The organism is Shinella sp. WSC3-e, from assembly GCF_945994535.1.
GTDB lineage: Bacteria > Pseudomonadota > Alphaproteobacteria > Rhizobiales > Rhizobiaceae > Shinella > Shinella yambaruensis.
Window position 1 is genome coordinate 1,874,927 of record NZ_OZ000530.1, and the last position, 14,420, is coordinate 1,889,346.

A 14,420-nucleotide genomic window follows, 5' to 3' on the forward strand; every position below is an offset into this window, starting at 1 on the left:
TGCGTTAGAAATGAGCATCAGAGCGATTCTTGGGGGACGATCATGAGTGCCGATCTTGCAGCCTTTCCCGACCGGGAGACCGTGGCCGACAAGCTGGGTGCCCTCGGCGAGGCCGACCAGGCCTATCTGCGCCTTCTGATGGAAAATCCCAAGCAGGACGAGAACCTGCTCGAAGGCCTCGACCTCTATCTCAACCGCGCCGCCGGCGCCCGTTTCCTCAATTCCCTGAAGCTGGAAAGGCTCGGCGAATGGCTGGGCGAGACGGCGCCAGCGCGCCTGCAGATGCGGCTGACCGAGGCCGCCCGATCCAGCCAGCATGCCGCCTATGTCGCCTTCCGTACCGGCCTTACCCGCTCGGGCGGCCTCGAACGGGCCTATCCGAAGGCCTGATCCGCCGGCACCGCCAGCGGCCCGAAGGATTTGCGGATCATGTCGGCCATGCCGTCGATGGTCGGCCCGCTGCGCCGGGGATTGCGCTTCAGCACGACGCGCGAGGCATCGATCGGCGGAAAGCCGTCCGCCGCGGTCAGCTCGCGCGTGCCGGGCGGAATGTTGCTGCGCGATAGCGGCGCGACGGTGAGCCCGCTCATGACCGCCGAGCGCAGGCCCCCGCTGGTGTCGCAGGTATAGGCGATGCGGAAGGGGATCGCGTGCCGCTCCAGCGAGCGCAGGGCAAAGTCCCGGCACCAGCTCGAGCGCCAGTAGACGGCGATCGGCATGGGGCGCTCCAGGTGCCGGTTGTGCGCCACGGAGGTGACCCAGACCGTCGGGTCGATCGCCAGCAGCTCGCCGGTAACCCCGTCGCACCAGTCGAAGATGATGGCAAGGTCCAGTTCGTCGGCCTCCAGCGCCGCAAGCTGCTGGGCGGTGTAGCCGCACAGCACCGTCACCTCGGTATCCGGATGGACTTCCGCGAAGGCCGCCAGCGCATTGGGCAGGACCGTCTGGTTGTATTCCTCCGGAATGCCGACGCGCACCGGCCCGTCCAGCGGCACCGTGCGCATAGCCGCCGTGGTCTCATCGACGAGCCCGACGATGCGCCGCGCATAGGGCAGCAGCCGCTGGCCCTCCCGCGTCAGGGCGACGCCGCGCGGACCGCGCTCGAAGAGCGTCGCGCCCACCGATTCCTCCAGCTTGCGCACCTGCATGCTGATCGCCGACTGCGTTCGCCCGAGCCTGTCGGCAGCATGCGTGACATTGCCGGCCTGGGCGACGGCGACGAAGATGCGGAGCAGGTCACTTTCGAGAGGTGGATACATTGGCGCCATCGCTTTTGCTGATGCCTGCCATAATCGCTATTCGTTTGTGAAATGTCTACGGTTTTGCTTGGCTTGCCCTGCAAGGGAAGGCAAGGCCATGGGAATCATCGGAAAACTCTTGGAACAATGGATGCGGTTTCGCCGCAGGCAGGCGGAGCGGGAGGCCTTGCGGCTGCTCGTTGCGCGGCGGGATATACGGCTGCTGCGCGATGTGGGGCTGACCTTGGTCGAGGGCAGCGAGCGCGGCTATGCCCACCTGCCGCAGGTCAGGGAGCGCCGCTGGACGGCGCCCCTCATCCGGCTGCCGCCGCCTTCTCCCCGCAGACGGGGCGAAGGCGATGCCGCGCCCGCCTCCGCAAGCAATCTTCACGATACGAAGGAAAAGCCTGCCGCGTAGGTCGTTTCTTCGGCTTGCGGCATGGTGGTTTCGCATGGCGGGGCGTTCCCTCTACGGCCTGTCGGCCATCTCCCCTTGAGGGCAAGGCAATCGCCTATGGAATGCAATCGTCGCCGCAACCCCTTCTCCCCCAGGGGGAGAAGGTGCCGGCAGGCGGATGAGGGGGAGACCGAAGGCGTAAATGATTGCAATATCGCACCTGCCTCACCCCCTCATCCGACCCTTCGGGCCACCTTCTCCCCCCGGGGGAGAAGGGGTCGCGGCATCGTCCTGCCCCTATGCGCGAATCCCTTGCCCTCAAAGGGAGATGGCCGGTGGGGCAGAGGGAGTACCGATTGCCTCTGCCCGCAAGGACAAAGTCCGGCGGGCCTGAGGCAAGGCGGCCTGCCCTATTGCGCCTTCTCGCCGGAAAGGCCGCCGGCGAGCTGGACGAGCTTCAGGAACTCCGCACGATAGCCGAACGGGTCGTTGCCCTTCGCCGCTTCCGCAAGGCCGAGGATCGAGCCGTAGGCATAGTCCTGCAGGGCGCTCACGCCCTTCAGCTTCTGCCCGAAGGCGGCGACGGCGACGGAGAAGCGCACATCCGGCGCGGCGGCGTTCACGTCGGCGACGGCATTGGCATCGGTCACCGGCAGGGTGGCGAGTTCGCTCGTGTCGCCATCCGGCTTCTTCCAGCGCATCTTCAGGAAGGCGAGCTCGCCGCTCTCGGCCACGGGCGCCGCTGCCGCGTTCTCCTTGCCGTAGCGCAGCGGGTCGTTCAGCACGGCGGGGCTGCCCTTCGGCGTCACCTCGTAGATCGCCGTCACCCGGTGGCCGGAGCCGATGTCGCCCGCATCCACCTTGTCGTTGTTGAAATCCTCGCGGTTGAGCACGCGGGTCTCGTAGCCGATCAGGCGGTATTCGGCGATGCGCTCGGGGTTGAACTCGATCTGGAACTTGACGTCCTTGGCGATGGGGAAGAGCGAGGCGCCCGCCTCCTCCACCAGCGTCTTCTGCGCCTCGGCCAGCGTGTCGATATAGGCGGCCGTGCCGTTGCCGTTCTGCGCCAGCGTCTGCATCATGCCGTCATTGTAGTTGCCGCGGCCGAAGCCGAGCACGGAGAGGAAGATGCCGCTCTTGCGCCGTTCCTCGATGATGCGCTTCAGGTCGTCGTCGCTTGCCGGGCCGACGTTGAAGTCGCCGTCCGTCGCCAGCATGACGCGGTTGACGCCATCCGTCTTGAAGGCTTTCTCGGCCAGCCGGTAGGCCGTCTCGATGCCCTCCGCGCCCGCCGTCGAGCCGCCCGGCTGCAGCGTGTCGATGGCGTCGAGGATCTTCTGCCGGTCCTTCGCCGCGGTCGGCTCCAGCACCACGCCGGCATTGCCGGCATAGGTCACGATGGAGACGGTGTCCGTGTCCTTCAGCTTGCCGACCAGCAGGCGGAAGGCGCCCTTCAGGAGCGGCAGCTTGTCCGGCTCGTTCATCGAGCCGGAAACGTCGATGAGGAAGACGAGGTTGGCGGCAGGCTGCGCCGTCGCCGCCGTATCGAACCCCTTGATGCCGATATGCAGCAATTCGGTATCCTTGTTCCACGGCGTCGGCAGGACGGTGACGGTGGCGTTGAACGGCTTTTCCGCCGTCTCCGGCCCCTTCCAGTCATAGGGGAAGTAGTTGACCAGTTCCTCCACCCGAACGGCCTCCCGGTCCGGCAGGCCGCCGCCGAGCAGGGCGCGACGCACATAGGAATAGGACGCCGTATCGACATCGGCGGAGAAGGTCGAGACCGGATCGGTGGCGACGCTCTTGACCGGGTTGGGATCGGCCGAGGCGAAACGCTCGCGGTCCTCCGCGGGCACGGGCATCGCGATGGCGTCCGCCGTCGCGGAGGGCTGCGTGATGGCGCGGCTGAGCGACTGCGTGGCGACCGCCTCGCCCAGCGCAAAGGAATCCGGCGCGGCCGCGACGGCCTCCTCTTCCCGGCCTTCGGCAAGCGGAACAGGCTCGGCAGCCAGCCTGTCGGTCGGCTGCGCGGCCTCCGCTTTCGCCTCCGCCCCGGTCGCCTGCCCTGCGCTGCCGTCCCGGGCCTCGCCGCTTTGCAGGGCCGCGGAAAGCTCGCCGGCGTTCGGCGTGGTCTTCTTGGCTTCCTGCTGGCGGGCGCGCAGATCCTGGCCGCCGGACGTTTCGGCGACCTCCGTCGTCACGGTGAGCGGCACGGTGCCGTTGTTCACCAGTTCATAGGTCACGAGGCCGGCGACGGGCACGACGAGCAGCGTGGCAAGGGCCGAGCCGGCGAGAAGTCTGCGGTTCATGATGGGGCTCCATATCCGGTTGAAGATGGAGCTTTGACGCCCGCCTGCGGACGATCCTTGGGGGCTGGCCGCATTTTTTTCCGCGCCGTCGAACGCCTCCATGGCGGCGGCGAGCGCGCGGGCGCGGGCCGCGGGGTCGGCGGCAGGGGCCCTGTCGCGGGCGAGTTTTTCGAGGTCGAGATCACTCATCGTCTGTCCTTCCGTCACGCGGCCGCATCGCGCAAGAGCACCTTCAGGCGCTTGCGGGCCTCGTGCACATGCCAGGAAATCGTCGTTTCGGCGCAGCCGAGCACATCGGCCGCGGCCGCATGGCTGAGGCCTTCGCCATAGATCAGCAGCACGGCGTCGCGCTGCTTTTCGGGCAACTGGCGCACCGCCTGCCAGAGTTCCTCGTTGCCGTCCTCCGCGGGGGCGCCGTCGAGCACCGCCTGTTCGCGCAGATAGGCGGCGTCGCGCCATTCGGCCCGGCGCCGCTTGCGCAGCTGGTCGCGCGCGGCGTTCAGCGTCACCGTATAGAGCCAGGTACCGAAGCGGCTCGCGCCCTTGAAGCCGCGGATGGCGCTTGCAAGGCGCATGCAGACCTCCTGCGCCACGTCCTCGGCATCCTGCCGGTCGCCGCACCACCGCCAGGCGACGGCATGGATGAAATCATAGCGGCTCTCGACAAGCGCGGCGAAAGCCTGCCTGTCGCCCGATGCCGCCTTTTCGACGAGTTCTGTTTCCACGGGTCCATCCCGATTGCTGTGCACTATCCTTTCAGACGTGCGTCGGGCGACGATCCTTGGGTGCCCTTCCGAAAAAATTTCTCACCAGGGCAGATTTTTCACGACGGCGATGATGATGCCCATCACGGCATTGCGGTCGTGACGCCGGATTTCCGGGGCGTAGAGGCTGGAAATGCTGCCATCGAGGAAAAGCGCGTTGCGGCTGTGCAGCCGGTCGCGGAAGAGCGTCGCGAAGTCGTGGAACCGGACCGGATCGTTCGAGATGACGAAGGCGATCCGCCCGTCGGGAAGGCTGCCGACGCCGTTGCGGATCTGCAGGCTCGTGCCGTCGGCAAGGAACCGCGGATGGATCTTGCCGTCGATGACCAGCATCGGCCCGGACTGCGTCGCCTCGCGCGGCGAAAGCCCCGCCCTGGCGAAGGCCTCCGTCTCCATCACGCCGGCCCCGCCCTCGCCAACCCAGAACACGCCGTTCGGCTTGAGGAAGAAATTGCCGAACGCATCGCCCCGGTTGAGCGCGCCCGCCTCCCGCCCCCCTTCCACCAGCAGGCCGACCGGCCCGTAGTCGGGGTGATACATGCCGCCGTTCATGGCGAAGGTCATGTGCTGACCGTTGCGCAGGAGGTGGGTGTTGAGCTGGTCATAGCGCGCGCCGCGGCTGGCGAGCGTCGCCGCGCCGAAGAGCCGGATCGTCTCCTGCGCGGGGTCGAAGGTGCAGACGGTGTAGCGGCCGGAAAGATGCTCGATCTCGGCGCATTTCGGCGGTTCGGCCATGGCAACGCTCCGCAAGGTCAGGGCGGCAAGAAGGAAGGAAAGGAACAGAAGGGCGCGCATGCCCCTGGCTCCGCCGGCAATGCGGCGAATTTAGCAGCAGGCCCGACAAAAGATCAAAGCGACAGCGCCGCCATGTGAAAGCGAAGCTGGGCCTCGTCGTAACGATAGGCCGCCCCCACGGGACAGGCCGCGCGGGAAAGGCAGCCGGCGACCATGCAGCCGCCCTGCCCCGCCGGCATGCGCAGATGCGCCCGGCAGGCGGGCACGTCGAACATGTCGAGACGGACGGCACCGGCGGGACAGGCCGTCAGGCACGGCTTGTCGCGACAGTGCTCACAGGGGTGCGGCGCGGCGCGCAGAGGCGCATCCGCGACCGGCATCGAAAAGCCGAGCGCGCCGCGATAGCCGTGCCAGAGGCCGTAGACGGGGTGGATGAGGATGCCGAGCGGCGAGGCCTTCAGGCCTTCCGCGCGCATCGCCCAGCGCTGGAACGGCTGCCAGGGCGGATCGGAGGGAAACCAGGCGGTCGCGCCGGCCGCCGCAGCGACGGCCTGGACGACCTCTTTCGACCAGGCGTCGAGCGGGTCAGGGCCGCCGCGATCCGCCCGCTCGGCCCGCCAGCGCGAAAAGGCCGGCCAGATCGAGCTGCCGATATTGCCGACGAGCGCGACGCTGGCCGCAGGGCGGCCATCCGCAAGGTCCGGTGCCGCCTCGTCCCCGGCGAAGTTCACGGTGCCGCGCAAAAAAAGACCGTGCGGCTTCAGAGCCGCACGGATCGTATCGAGATCGGGGCGACGCCCCCTCACCGGGTCACGTCCCCCTTGAGTTCATAGTGGGGACGCCAGACTTCCTTCTGGATCATGTCCGCCACCCGCGTTGCTCCGCCTTGCTCCCTGGCGCGATCGGGACCCTTTCAGGTGAAGGCGTCCGGCATCGAGTCCTTGCGGCTCTTGACGTAGGCGAGCAGCGCCTCGTCGATCGCCGGGTCGAGATAGGGCGCCTCGTAGCTCTCCAGCCAGGTGCGGCAGAGCGCGTTGGCGCGGTCCTCGATGCGCTTCTGGCCTTCGATCTCCCACTGCTCGAACGAGTTGTTGTCGGCGAGCGGCGAGCGGTAGAAGGCGGTCTGGAAGTTGGCCTGGGTATGGGCGCAGCCGAGATAGTGGCTGCCCGGGCCGACCTCGCGGATCGCATCGAGCGCCTGCGCATTCTCCGAAAGGTCGATGCCCTCGGCGAACTTCTGCTGCATGCCGAGCTGGTCCTGGTCGATCATGAACTTTTCGTAGGAGGCGACGAGGCCGCCTTCCAGCCAGCCGGCCGCATGCAGCACGAAGTTCGTGCCGGCAAGCAGCGTCATGTTCAGCGTGTTGGCCGATTCGTGGGCAGCCTGCGCATCCGGGATCTTCGAGCCGCAGAGCGAACCGCCGGTCCGGAACGGAATGCCGAGACGGCGGGCAAGCTGCGCCGCGCCGTAGGAAACGAGCGAAGGCTCGGGCGAGCCGAAGGTCGGCGCGCCCGACTGCATGGAGATCGAGGCGGCGAAGGTGCCGAACAATACCGGAGCGCCCTTACGGATGAGCTGGGTGAAGGAAGCGCCGGCGAGAACCTCGGCCAGGATCTGCGTCAGCGTGCCGGCAACCGTCACCGGGCTCATCGCGCCCGACAGGATGAACGGCGAGACGACGCAGGCCTGGTTATGCCGCGCATAGACCTTCAGAGCGCCCACCATGGTCTCGTCGAAGACCATCGGCGAGTTGGCGTTGATGAGGTTCATCATGACCGTGTTGTTTTCGACGAACTCGTCGCCGAAGACGATCTTGGCCATGGCGATCGAGTCTTCCGCGCGTTCCGGCGCGGTAACCGAGCCCATGAACGGCTTGTCGGAATATTTGATATGGCTGTAGACCATGTCCAGGTGACGCTTGTTCACCGGAACGTCCACCGGCTCGCAGACCGTGCCGCCGGAGGAGTGCATGGACGGCGCCATATAGGCGAGCTTCACGAAGTTGCGGAAATCCTCGATCGTCGCATAGCGGCGGTTGCCTTCGAGGTCGCGCACGAAGGGCGGGCCGTAGACCGGCACGAAGACGGTGGCCTTGCCGCCGATATGCACGCTGCGCTCGGGATTGCGGGCATGCCAGGTGAAGCTGGACGGCGCGGTCTTCAGGAGCTCGCGGCAAAGGCCCTTCGGAAAGTGCACGCGTTCGCCCTTGACGTCGGCGCCGGCTTCCTTCCAGAGCTGGAGCGCTTCCGGATCCTCGCGGAACTCGATGCCGATCTCCTCCAGCACCCGGTCGGCATTCGCCTCGATGAGCTGCAGGCCTTCCTCGTCGAGGACCTCGTATTCCTTGATCTTGCGGGTGATGTAGGGCAGCGAGGGGCCCGGACCGCCTCCCGTGCGCGATGCGCGCCGCGCGGCGGCACCGCGCCCCTCACGCGACCGGCGTCCGCCGCCTTCACTGGCGCCCTCGCTTGCCACCTGCTGAATGTCCTCGCTCATGATCCGTCTTTCCTTGTTCTTCCGGCGCTGGAGAAGCGCCTCTCGTCCTATGCTAGCAAGCCGCCGGGGCGGGACGGTTCTCAAAGCGCCAAGCGGTGGCGCACGCTGGATATCGGCACCGTGGCGACTATAGCCGGATTGCGACGGCGATCGTAGCGCCATCCCTCGGTTTGCACTGTCAATTCACGGCTTTACGCGTTATGGATGACAGAAGCGTCCGGCGGGTCGCTTTTCACCATATGCGACGTCGCTTTCGAAATCAGGTCCGCGCAAGAGGAAGGATATTTCTTGTACGACGAGCCTGCCGCCCGCAGCGCCACTGGAGACGAGGAAACAACATGTCCGACGACGAAATCATTCTCGCCGATCTCTCCGACGAAGAGCTCGTGCAGCAGATGCACGACGACCTCTACGACGGCCTGAAGGAGGAAATCGAGGAAGGAACCAACATCCTGCTCGAGCGTGGCTGGGCACCTTACGACGTCCTGACCCAGGCGCTCGTCGAAGGCATGCGCATCGTCGGCGTCGATTTCCGCGACGGCATCCTCTTCGTGCCGGAAGTTCTGCTCTCGGCCAATGCGATGAAGGCCGGCATGGCGATCCTGCGCCCGCTGCTCGCCGCCACCGGCGCGCCGAAGCAGGGCAAGATGGTCATCGGCACCGTCAAGGGCGACATCCACGACATCGGCAAGAACCTCGTCGGCATGATGATGGAAGGCGCCGGCTTCGACGTCATCGACCTCGGCATCAACAACCCGGTCGAGAACTATCTCGAAGCCATCGAGCGCGAGCAGCCGGACATCCTCGGCATGTCGGCGCTGCTGACGACCACCATGCCCTATATGAAGGTCGTCATCGACACGATGAAGGAAAAGGGCCTGCGCGACGACTACGTCGTTCTTGTCGGCGGCGCGCCGCTGAACGAGGAATTCGGCAAGGCCGTCGGCGCCGACGCCTACTGCCGCGATGCGGCCGTGGCCGTGGAAACCGCCAAGGAATTCATGAAGCGCAAGCACAACATGCTTGCCGGCTGATCGTGAATTCGACGGCGCCGGTCTTGAATCGGCGCCGTCTGCTGACGACCTTTAGTTTGCGGCGTTGTCGATGTCCTGGCCGGCGGCCTGCGTCGCATCCACGGCATTGGCCGTATCCCGCCCCATGCCGCGAATGGTGTTGCCGCAGGCGCTGAGCGCCAGGAGCGCGGCGAGAACGATGGTCATACGGGTCAGGTTCGTCCCAGTCATGATTGGAGTCCCTTTTCATGGATGTGGTTGACGCAGAACTTCGGGATGGAAATCCCACCGGTAAACGCATGAACGCGGAAAAAGTTCGCGTCATCGCCTGCGGCGCCATCGCCCGCGAGGTCCTCGCAATCCGCGAGGCGAACGGTCTTTCCCATATCGACCTTCTCTGTCTTCCCGCCATCTGGCACGCCCATCCGGAAAAGATCACCCCCGGCGTGGAGCAGGCGGTCGCCGAAGCGCGCGCCGAGGGGTTTTCGCGCATCTTCGTCGGCTATGCGGATTGCGGCACCGGCGGCCTGCTCGACCGGCTCTGCGAGCGCGAGGGCGTCGAGCGCATCGCCGGCCCGCACTGTTACTCCTTCTTCGCCGGCAACGAGGCCTTTGCGGCCAAGGACGACGACGTCACCTCCTTCTTCCTCACCGATTTCCTCGCCCGCCAGTTCCGCGCCTTCGTCATCGAACCGCTCGGCCTCGACCGTTATCCGCAGCTGAAGGACATGTATTTCGGCAATTACGAGAAGCTCGTCTATCTCTCGCAGGTCGAGGACGAGGGCCTGCAGCAGAAGGCGAAGGAGGCGGCGGACTATCTCGGCCTCGCCTACGAATACCGCTTCACCGGCTACGGCGACCTGACGGGCGAGCTTTTGCGCGCGCGGTAAGGAACGGTTAGCCAATCCGGCCGGATGCCGCCTTGCCTTAAGACGGCGATAAACTCCGCGCGCGACAGTGTCGGCCGAAATTGCCCCTCACCCTAACCCTCCCCCCCCCAAGCGGGGAGAGGGAACGTGCCCGACGAACCGGTCATGATTGAGGAAACCGACGCGGCATTTCCTTCTCCCCGCTTGCGGGGAGAAGGTGGCGGCAGCCGGATGAGGGGCGGACGCAAATGCATAGGCTCCTCGATGACGGCACCGACCATCGCCCTCCTGATCCAGCCCGGCCCCAACCCGGAAATCGTCGTCAACGCCCTCAAGGCCGCTTTCCCGAGCCTCGTCGTCATCGAGGAACAGCCCGAATCGAAAAAGCTCTTCATCCGGCGCCGGGCGAAGAAGCTCGGCTGGGTGCAGGCGCTCGGCCAGCTCGCGACCATGGTCGTCTCGAAATACGGCAAGCGCTTCACCACGAAACGCGCTCAGGAAATCATCGAGGAGTTCGGCGTAAACCCCTCGCCCGATTCGCAAATTCGCCGCATAGCAGTACCCTCCGCCAACAGCCCCGAACTTCTCGAAGCACTCGGGAAAATCCACCCGGCGGCGCTGCTCCTCGTCAGCTGCCGCATGATGAAGGCGCAAACGCTTGCCGCGATCCCCTGCCCCGTCCTCAACTTCCACGCCGGCATCAACCCGCAATATCGCGGCCTGCAGGGCGGCTACTGGGCGCGCATCGCGCGCGACGAGGAGAATTTCGGCGCCACCGTGCATCTTGTCGATCCCGGCGTCGACACCGGCGACGTGCTCTACCAGCAGCGCGTCAAACCTTCCAAACGCGACACGATGCACACCTATCCGCTGCTCCAGACGGCGGCCTCGACCGGCATCATCGTCGAGGCGATGCGCAATGCGGCGGCCGGCAATCTCAAGCCATTGAAAATAGCGGCGCCCTCGCGGCAATGGTATCATCCGCCAATCTGGACCTGGCTCTGGAACGGCGTGACCCGCGGCATCTGGTAAAACCTTCTGTATAGTCGAATCCCGCGTCGTTTTTGAGCATGGGGCAGTCGTGGCGAGTGAAGCCCGCGGCGCGGCCAGACCGCATTGTCAGCGCGAGGAGAATTTTCGACATGGCAGACCGCATCATCGTCTACTGGCGCGACATCCCCGCCCAGGTCATCATCAAGAAGGGCCGCACGAGCGCCAAGCGGGAACTGTCGCTGCGCTTCACCGAGGCGATCGACATGTGCGCCATGCGCACCGGCGCGGCCGAAACGGACGACTACCTCGCCGAATGGCGCAAGGCCGATCCCGTTCCGGTCTCCGACGACCTGGAGGCGGAAGCCGACAGGGCCGCGGCCGAGCTGGAAGCCGCCTATGACCGCGAGCGGCTCGTCGCCCTCGTCAAGGCCGGAGGCCGCGACAATGGCTGACGCCGTCCAGAAACCGGGCAATGCCGCCCCCGCCAAGAAGGCCGCCACCGGCGCCTTCACCCCGGCCGGTGTGTCGCCGAGCCGCCGGGCCCGGCACAAATACACCGTCCGCCTGTGGGCCGTGCGCCATTCCCGCTTCTTCGAGTGGTTCTACCACCGCTTCGCCCAGGGCTTCCTGCTGCTGCACCCCGTCTGGAAGCTTCTCGGCTACCAGCGCGTCGAGCGGCCGATCACCTTCGTCGAACGCCATGTGAAGGGTTTTCTCTTCGACTGTCGCATGTGCGGCCAATGCGCGCTGTCGTCCACGGGCATGTCCTGCCCGATGAACTGTCCCAAGCAGCTTCGCAACGGCCCCTGCGGCGGCGTTCGCGCCAACGGCAATTGCGAAGTGGAGCCGGACATGCCCTGCGTCTGGGTCCAGGCCTGGAAGGGATCGCAGAACATGGCGAAGGGGGATGCCATCATGAACGTGCAGAAACCGGTGAACCAGTCGCTGCGCGAAACCTCCTCCTGGCTGCGCGTGACGGCCGAGGCTGCCGCGGCCAGGGAAGCCGCCGCTGCCGGAAAGGACGCCTGATCCATGGCGCATATCGATGAAAACCCGCTCGGCCCGCACCTGCCGCTCGATCCCCTGCCCGGCCATTCCTCGCTCGGCCGGCTGGAGCGCGTGCTGCGCCGCGGCGAATTCGCCGTCACGACGGAACTCAACCCGCCCGACAGCGCCAATCCGGAAGACGTCTACGAGCGCGCCGCGGTCTTCGACGGCTGGGTGGATGGCATCAACGCGGTCGATGCGTCGGGCGCCAACTGCCACATGTCCTCCGTCGGCATCTGCGCGCTGCTCACCCGCATGGGCTATGCGCCGATCATGCAGATCGCCTGCCGCGACAAGAACCGAATCGCCATCCAGGGCGACGTGCTCGGCGGCGCGGCCATGGGCGTGTGCAACATCATGTGCCTGACCGGCGACGGCGTGCAGGCCGGCGACCAACCCGGCGCAAAGCCGGTCTTCGACCTCGACTGCATGTCGCTGCTCGAGACCGTGCGCATCATGCGCGACAATTCGAAGTTCCTCTCCGGCCGCAAGCTGACGACGCCGCCGAAGGTCTTCCTCGGCGCGGCGATCAACCCCTTCGCCCCGCCCTACGACTTCCGCCCCTATCGCCTCGCCAAGAAGATCGAGGCCGGCGCGCAGTTCGTGCAGAGCCAGTACTGCTTCGACGTGCCGATGTTCCGCGAATACATGAAGAAGGTGCGCGACCTCGGCCTCGACGAGAAATGCTACATCCTCGTCGGCGTCGGCCCGATGGCCTCGGCCAAGACGGCGAAGTGGATCCGCTCCAACGTGCCGGGCATCCACATTCCCGATTCCGTCATCGCGCGGCTCGAGGGCGCCCAGGACCAGAAGAAGGAAGGCAAGCAGCTCTGCATCGACATCATCAACGAGGTGAAGGAGATCGAGGGCGTTTCCGGCATTCACGTCATGGCCTACCGGCAGGAGGAATATGTCGCGGAGATCGTGCATGATTCCGGCGTGCTGAAGGGCCGCCAGCCCTGGAAGCGCGAGCCGAACCCGGTCGACCAGCTCGTTGCCGAACGCATCGAAAGGACCCGCCAGGGCGTCGAACAGAACCAGCAGCAGATGGCCGAGACCGCCGCCCATCATCCCCATTGACCGGAAGACGAACGCCTATGTTGGAGATATCCCCCTCATCCGCCTGCCGGCACCTTCTCCCCCAGGGGGAGAAGGTGGCCCGATGGGCCGGATGAGGGGGCTTCCTCTCCGCCCGCCGCCAGCATTGCAACACCGGAAATCGCGCGCTAGACCAGACCCAGCGCCCCGCCCCAGAGGACCCTATATGACACGCACCATCGTCGCCTCGGCCACCCGCGAAATCGTCATCGGTTTCGACCAGCCCTTCTGCGTCATCGGCGAACGCATCAACCCGACCGGCCGCAAGAAGCTGGCCGCGGAAATGCAGGCCGGCAATTTCGAGACCGTCATCAAGGACGCGCTGGAACAGGTCGCCGCCGGCGCCACCATGCTCGACATCAATGCGGGCGTGACCTCGGTCAACCCGAACGAGACGGAGCCGGGCCTTCTGGTGCAGACGCTGGAGATCGTCCAGGGCCTCGTCGATATCCCGCTCGCCATCGACTCGTCGGTCACGGCCGCCATCGAGGCCGGCCTGAAGGTCGCCAAGGGCCGCCCGCTGGTCAACTCCGTCACCGGCGAGGAGGAGAAGCTCGAAGCCATCCTGCCGCTCGTCAAGAAGTACGACGTGCCGGTCGTCGCGATCTCCAACGACGAGACCGGTATCTCCATGGACCCGGACGTGCGTTTCGCCGTCGCCAAGAAGATCGTCGAGCGCGCCATGGACCACGGCATCAAGCCGCACGACATCGTCGTCGACCCGCTCGTCATGCCGATCGGGGCGCTTGGCGATGCCGGCCGCCAGGTCTTCCAGCTGCTCTATCGCCTGCGCAACGAGCTGAAGGTCAACACGACCTGCGGCCTTTCCAACATCTCCTTCGGCCTGCCGCACCGCCACGGCATCAATGCCGGCTTCATCCCCATGGTCATCGGCGCCGGCATGACCTCGGCCATCATGAACCCCTGCCGCCCGCAGGAAATGGAGGCCGTGCGCGCCGCCAACGTGCTCAACGGCACGGATGCCAACTGCACCAACTGGATCATGACCTACCGCGACCACAAGCCCGCCGAAGGCGGCGCCGTCGCGGCCGCATCCGCAGCACCGGCAGCCGGCGGCGGTCGCCGTGGCGGCCGCGCAGCCCGCGCCGGCGCCGGCGCGGCGCGAGAATAACGTGGCCGGCAGGCGCCAGCTTCGTCGCGACGCCTTCAGCCTCTGGCTGGAGGCGCCTCTCGTGATCGCCATGCGCTGCCACGAGATGCAGATGGCGGCGCTGACGGGATCGACGCAGAACACCGCCGAGATGACCCGGATGGTCACCGAAAAGATGGCTGCCACGGCGGAAAGCGTCGTGGCAGCCAATTTTGCTGTTGCCAAGGCCATGATGACGGCGGCCTCGCCCGAAGCCACGGCCCGCGCCGTCTCCGAAGCCGCGCTGAAACCCTATGGCAAGCGCGTGCGCCGCAATGTGCGACGTCTCTCGGCCAAGAAGGGCTGAGAT

Annotated in this window: 17 protein-coding genes; 10 read left to right on the forward strand and 7 right to left on the reverse strand. The window is 66.3% G+C overall.

Going from position 1 to position 14,420, the window contains the following annotated elements; genetic code table 11:
• The first annotated feature begins 42 nt into the window (after window positions 1-42).
• Complete coding sequence (locus AABF56_RS09415) at window positions 43-390, forward strand: hypothetical protein (RefSeq protein ID WP_272805720.1); 348 nt, start codon at window positions 43-45, stop codon at window positions 388-390.
• Here AABF56_RS09415 and AABF56_RS09420 read toward each other — a convergent pair.
• Window positions 375-1,259: a LysR family transcriptional regulator gene (locus tag AABF56_RS09420; RefSeq protein WP_244769511.1), complete on the reverse strand. Its 885-nt coding sequence runs from the start codon at window positions 1,257-1,259 to the stop codon at window positions 375-377. The genes AABF56_RS09415 and AABF56_RS09420 overlap by 16 nt on opposite strands.
• Before the next feature lie 97 nt (window positions 1,260-1,356).
• On the opposite strand from AABF56_RS09420, the gene AABF56_RS09425 reads away from it, so the two are divergent.
• On the forward strand, window positions 1,357-1,656 hold the full coding sequence (locus AABF56_RS09425; RefSeq protein WP_272805721.1) for a hypothetical protein: 300 nt from the start codon (window positions 1,357-1,359) through the stop codon (window positions 1,654-1,656).
• 389 nt (window positions 1,657-2,045) lie between these two features.
• Here AABF56_RS09425 and AABF56_RS09430 read toward each other — a convergent pair whose 3' ends face one another.
• From AABF56_RS09430 to AABF56_RS09450, 5 genes are all read right to left on the reverse strand, one after another.
• Window positions 2,046-4,133 carry a YfbK domain-containing protein gene (locus AABF56_RS09430; protein WP_272805722.1) on the reverse strand — a complete coding sequence of 696 codons (2,088 nt, stop codon included), beginning with the start codon at window positions 4,131-4,133 and terminating at the stop codon, window positions 2,046-2,048.
• 14 nt (window positions 4,134-4,147) lie between these two features.
• Window positions 4,148-4,669: an RNA polymerase sigma factor gene (locus AABF56_RS09435; protein ID WP_272805723.1), complete on the reverse strand. Its 522-nt coding sequence runs from the start codon at window positions 4,667-4,669 to the stop codon at window positions 4,148-4,150.
• An 81-nt stretch (window positions 4,670-4,750) separates the two neighbouring features.
• Window positions 4,751-5,503: a phosphodiester glycosidase family protein gene (locus AABF56_RS09440; RefSeq protein WP_272805724.1), complete on the reverse strand. Its 753-nt coding sequence runs from the start codon at window positions 5,501-5,503 to the stop codon at window positions 4,751-4,753.
• 53 nt (window positions 5,504-5,556) lie between these two features.
• Entirely contained in the window at window positions 5,557-6,249 is a 693-nt protein-coding gene (locus tag AABF56_RS09445) for a ferredoxin (RefSeq protein WP_272805725.1), read from the reverse strand.
• Window positions 6,250-6,356: 107 nt separating this feature from the next.
• Window positions 6,357-7,940, reverse strand: a complete 1,584-nt coding sequence (locus tag AABF56_RS09450) for a trimethylamine methyltransferase family protein (protein WP_272805726.1) — start codon at window positions 7,938-7,940, stop codon at window positions 6,357-6,359.
• A 338-nt stretch (window positions 7,941-8,278) separates the two neighbouring features.
• Between AABF56_RS09450 and AABF56_RS09455 the strand changes: the two genes are divergently transcribed.
• A complete protein-coding gene (locus AABF56_RS09455) occupies window positions 8,279-8,974 on the forward strand; it encodes a corrinoid protein (RefSeq protein WP_064330367.1) in 696 nt (231 codons plus the stop codon).
• Window positions 8,975-9,025: 51 nt separating this feature from the next.
• Here AABF56_RS09455 and AABF56_RS09460 read toward each other — a convergent pair whose 3' ends face one another.
• Window positions 9,026-9,160: an entericidin domain-containing protein gene (locus AABF56_RS09460; protein ID WP_244769674.1), complete on the reverse strand. Its 135-nt coding sequence runs from the start codon at window positions 9,158-9,160 to the stop codon at window positions 9,026-9,028.
• Between the two features lie 92 nt (window positions 9,161-9,252).
• On the opposite strand from AABF56_RS09460, the gene AABF56_RS09465 reads away from it, so the two are divergent.
• The 7 genes from AABF56_RS09465 to AABF56_RS09495 all read left to right on the forward strand — a co-directional run bounded on the left by AABF56_RS09465 (window position 9,253) and on the right by AABF56_RS09495 (window position 14,417).
• Window positions 9,253-9,843, forward strand: a complete 591-nt coding sequence (locus tag AABF56_RS09465; RefSeq protein WP_272805727.1) for a DUF1638 domain-containing protein — start codon at window positions 9,253-9,255, stop codon at window positions 9,841-9,843.
• 243 nt (window positions 9,844-10,086) lie between these two features.
• Entirely contained in the window at window positions 10,087-10,854 is a 768-nt protein-coding gene (locus tag AABF56_RS09470; protein ID WP_272805728.1) for a formyl transferase, read from the forward strand.
• Window positions 10,855-10,964: 110 nt separating this feature from the next.
• Window positions 10,965-11,267 (forward strand): virulence factor, encoded by a 303-nt coding sequence (locus tag AABF56_RS09475; protein WP_064330369.1) that lies wholly within the window; start codon window positions 10,965-10,967, stop codon window positions 11,265-11,267.
• Window positions 11,260-11,844: a methylenetetrahydrofolate reductase C-terminal domain-containing protein gene (locus AABF56_RS09480; protein ID WP_244769502.1), complete on the forward strand. Its 585-nt coding sequence runs from the start codon at window positions 11,260-11,262 to the stop codon at window positions 11,842-11,844. Before AABF56_RS09475 ends, AABF56_RS09480 begins: the two co-directional genes overlap by 8 nt.
• 3 nt (window positions 11,845-11,847) lie before the next feature.
• Window positions 11,848-12,942, forward strand: coding sequence for a methylenetetrahydrofolate reductase (locus AABF56_RS09485; RefSeq protein ID WP_272805729.1), 1,095 nt, complete (start codon window positions 11,848-11,850; stop codon window positions 12,940-12,942).
• 184 nt (window positions 12,943-13,126) lie between these two features.
• Entirely contained in the window at window positions 13,127-14,092 is a 966-nt protein-coding gene (locus AABF56_RS09490) for a methyltetrahydrofolate cobalamin methyltransferase (RefSeq protein WP_064330372.1), read from the forward strand.
• A gap of 1 nt (window position 14,093) precedes the next feature.
• A complete protein-coding gene (locus AABF56_RS09495) occupies window positions 14,094-14,417 on the forward strand; it encodes a hypothetical protein (RefSeq protein ID WP_272805730.1) in 324 nt (107 codons plus the stop codon).
• The last annotated feature ends 3 nt before the right edge of the window (window positions 14,418-14,420 follow it).

Excerpts from the sequence above, each read along its gene's own strand:
- AABF56_RS09485 (WP_272805729.1), top strand. The coding sequence starts at position 11,848 with ATGGCGCATATCGATGAAAACCCGCTCGGCCCGCACCTGCCGCTCGAT.
- AABF56_RS09480 (WP_244769502.1), top strand. The coding sequence starts at position 11,260 with ATGGCTGACGCCGTCCAGAAACCGGGCAATGCCGCCCCCGCCAAGAAG.
- AABF56_RS09490 (WP_064330372.1), top strand. The coding sequence starts at position 13,127 with ATGACACGCACCATCGTCGCCTCGGCCACCCGCGAAATCGTCATCGGT.
- AABF56_RS09465 (WP_272805727.1), top strand. The coding sequence starts at position 9,253 with ATGAACGCGGAAAAAGTTCGCGTCATCGCCTGCGGCGCCATCGCCCGC.
- AABF56_RS09415 (WP_272805720.1), top strand. The coding sequence starts at position 43 with ATGAGTGCCGATCTTGCAGCCTTTCCCGACCGGGAGACCGTGGCCGAC.
- AABF56_RS09430 (WP_272805722.1), bottom strand. The coding sequence starts at position 4,133 with ATGAGTGATCTCGACCTCGAAAAACTCGCCCGCGACAGGGCCCCTGCC.
- AABF56_RS09440 (WP_272805724.1), bottom strand. The coding sequence starts at position 5,503 with ATGCGCGCCCTTCTGTTCCTTTCCTTCCTTCTTGCCGCCCTGACCTTG.
- AABF56_RS09425 (WP_272805721.1), top strand. The coding sequence starts at position 1,357 with ATGGGAATCATCGGAAAACTCTTGGAACAATGGATGCGGTTTCGCCGC.
- AABF56_RS09460 (WP_244769674.1), bottom strand. The coding sequence starts at position 9,160 with ATGACCATCGTTCTCGCCGCGCTCCTGGCGCTCAGCGCCTGCGGCAAC.
- AABF56_RS09450 (WP_272805726.1), bottom strand. The coding sequence starts at position 7,940 with ATGAGCGAGGACATTCAGCAGGTGGCAAGCGAGGGCGCCAGTGAAGGC.
- AABF56_RS09455 (WP_064330367.1), top strand. The coding sequence starts at position 8,279 with ATGTCCGACGACGAAATCATTCTCGCCGATCTCTCCGACGAAGAGCTC.
- AABF56_RS09420 (WP_244769511.1), bottom strand. The coding sequence starts at position 1,259 with ATGTATCCACCTCTCGAAAGTGACCTGCTCCGCATCTTCGTCGCCGTC.
- AABF56_RS09475 (WP_064330369.1), top strand. The coding sequence starts at position 10,965 with ATGGCAGACCGCATCATCGTCTACTGGCGCGACATCCCCGCCCAGGTC.
- AABF56_RS09470 (WP_272805728.1), top strand. The coding sequence starts at position 10,087 with ATGACGGCACCGACCATCGCCCTCCTGATCCAGCCCGGCCCCAACCCG.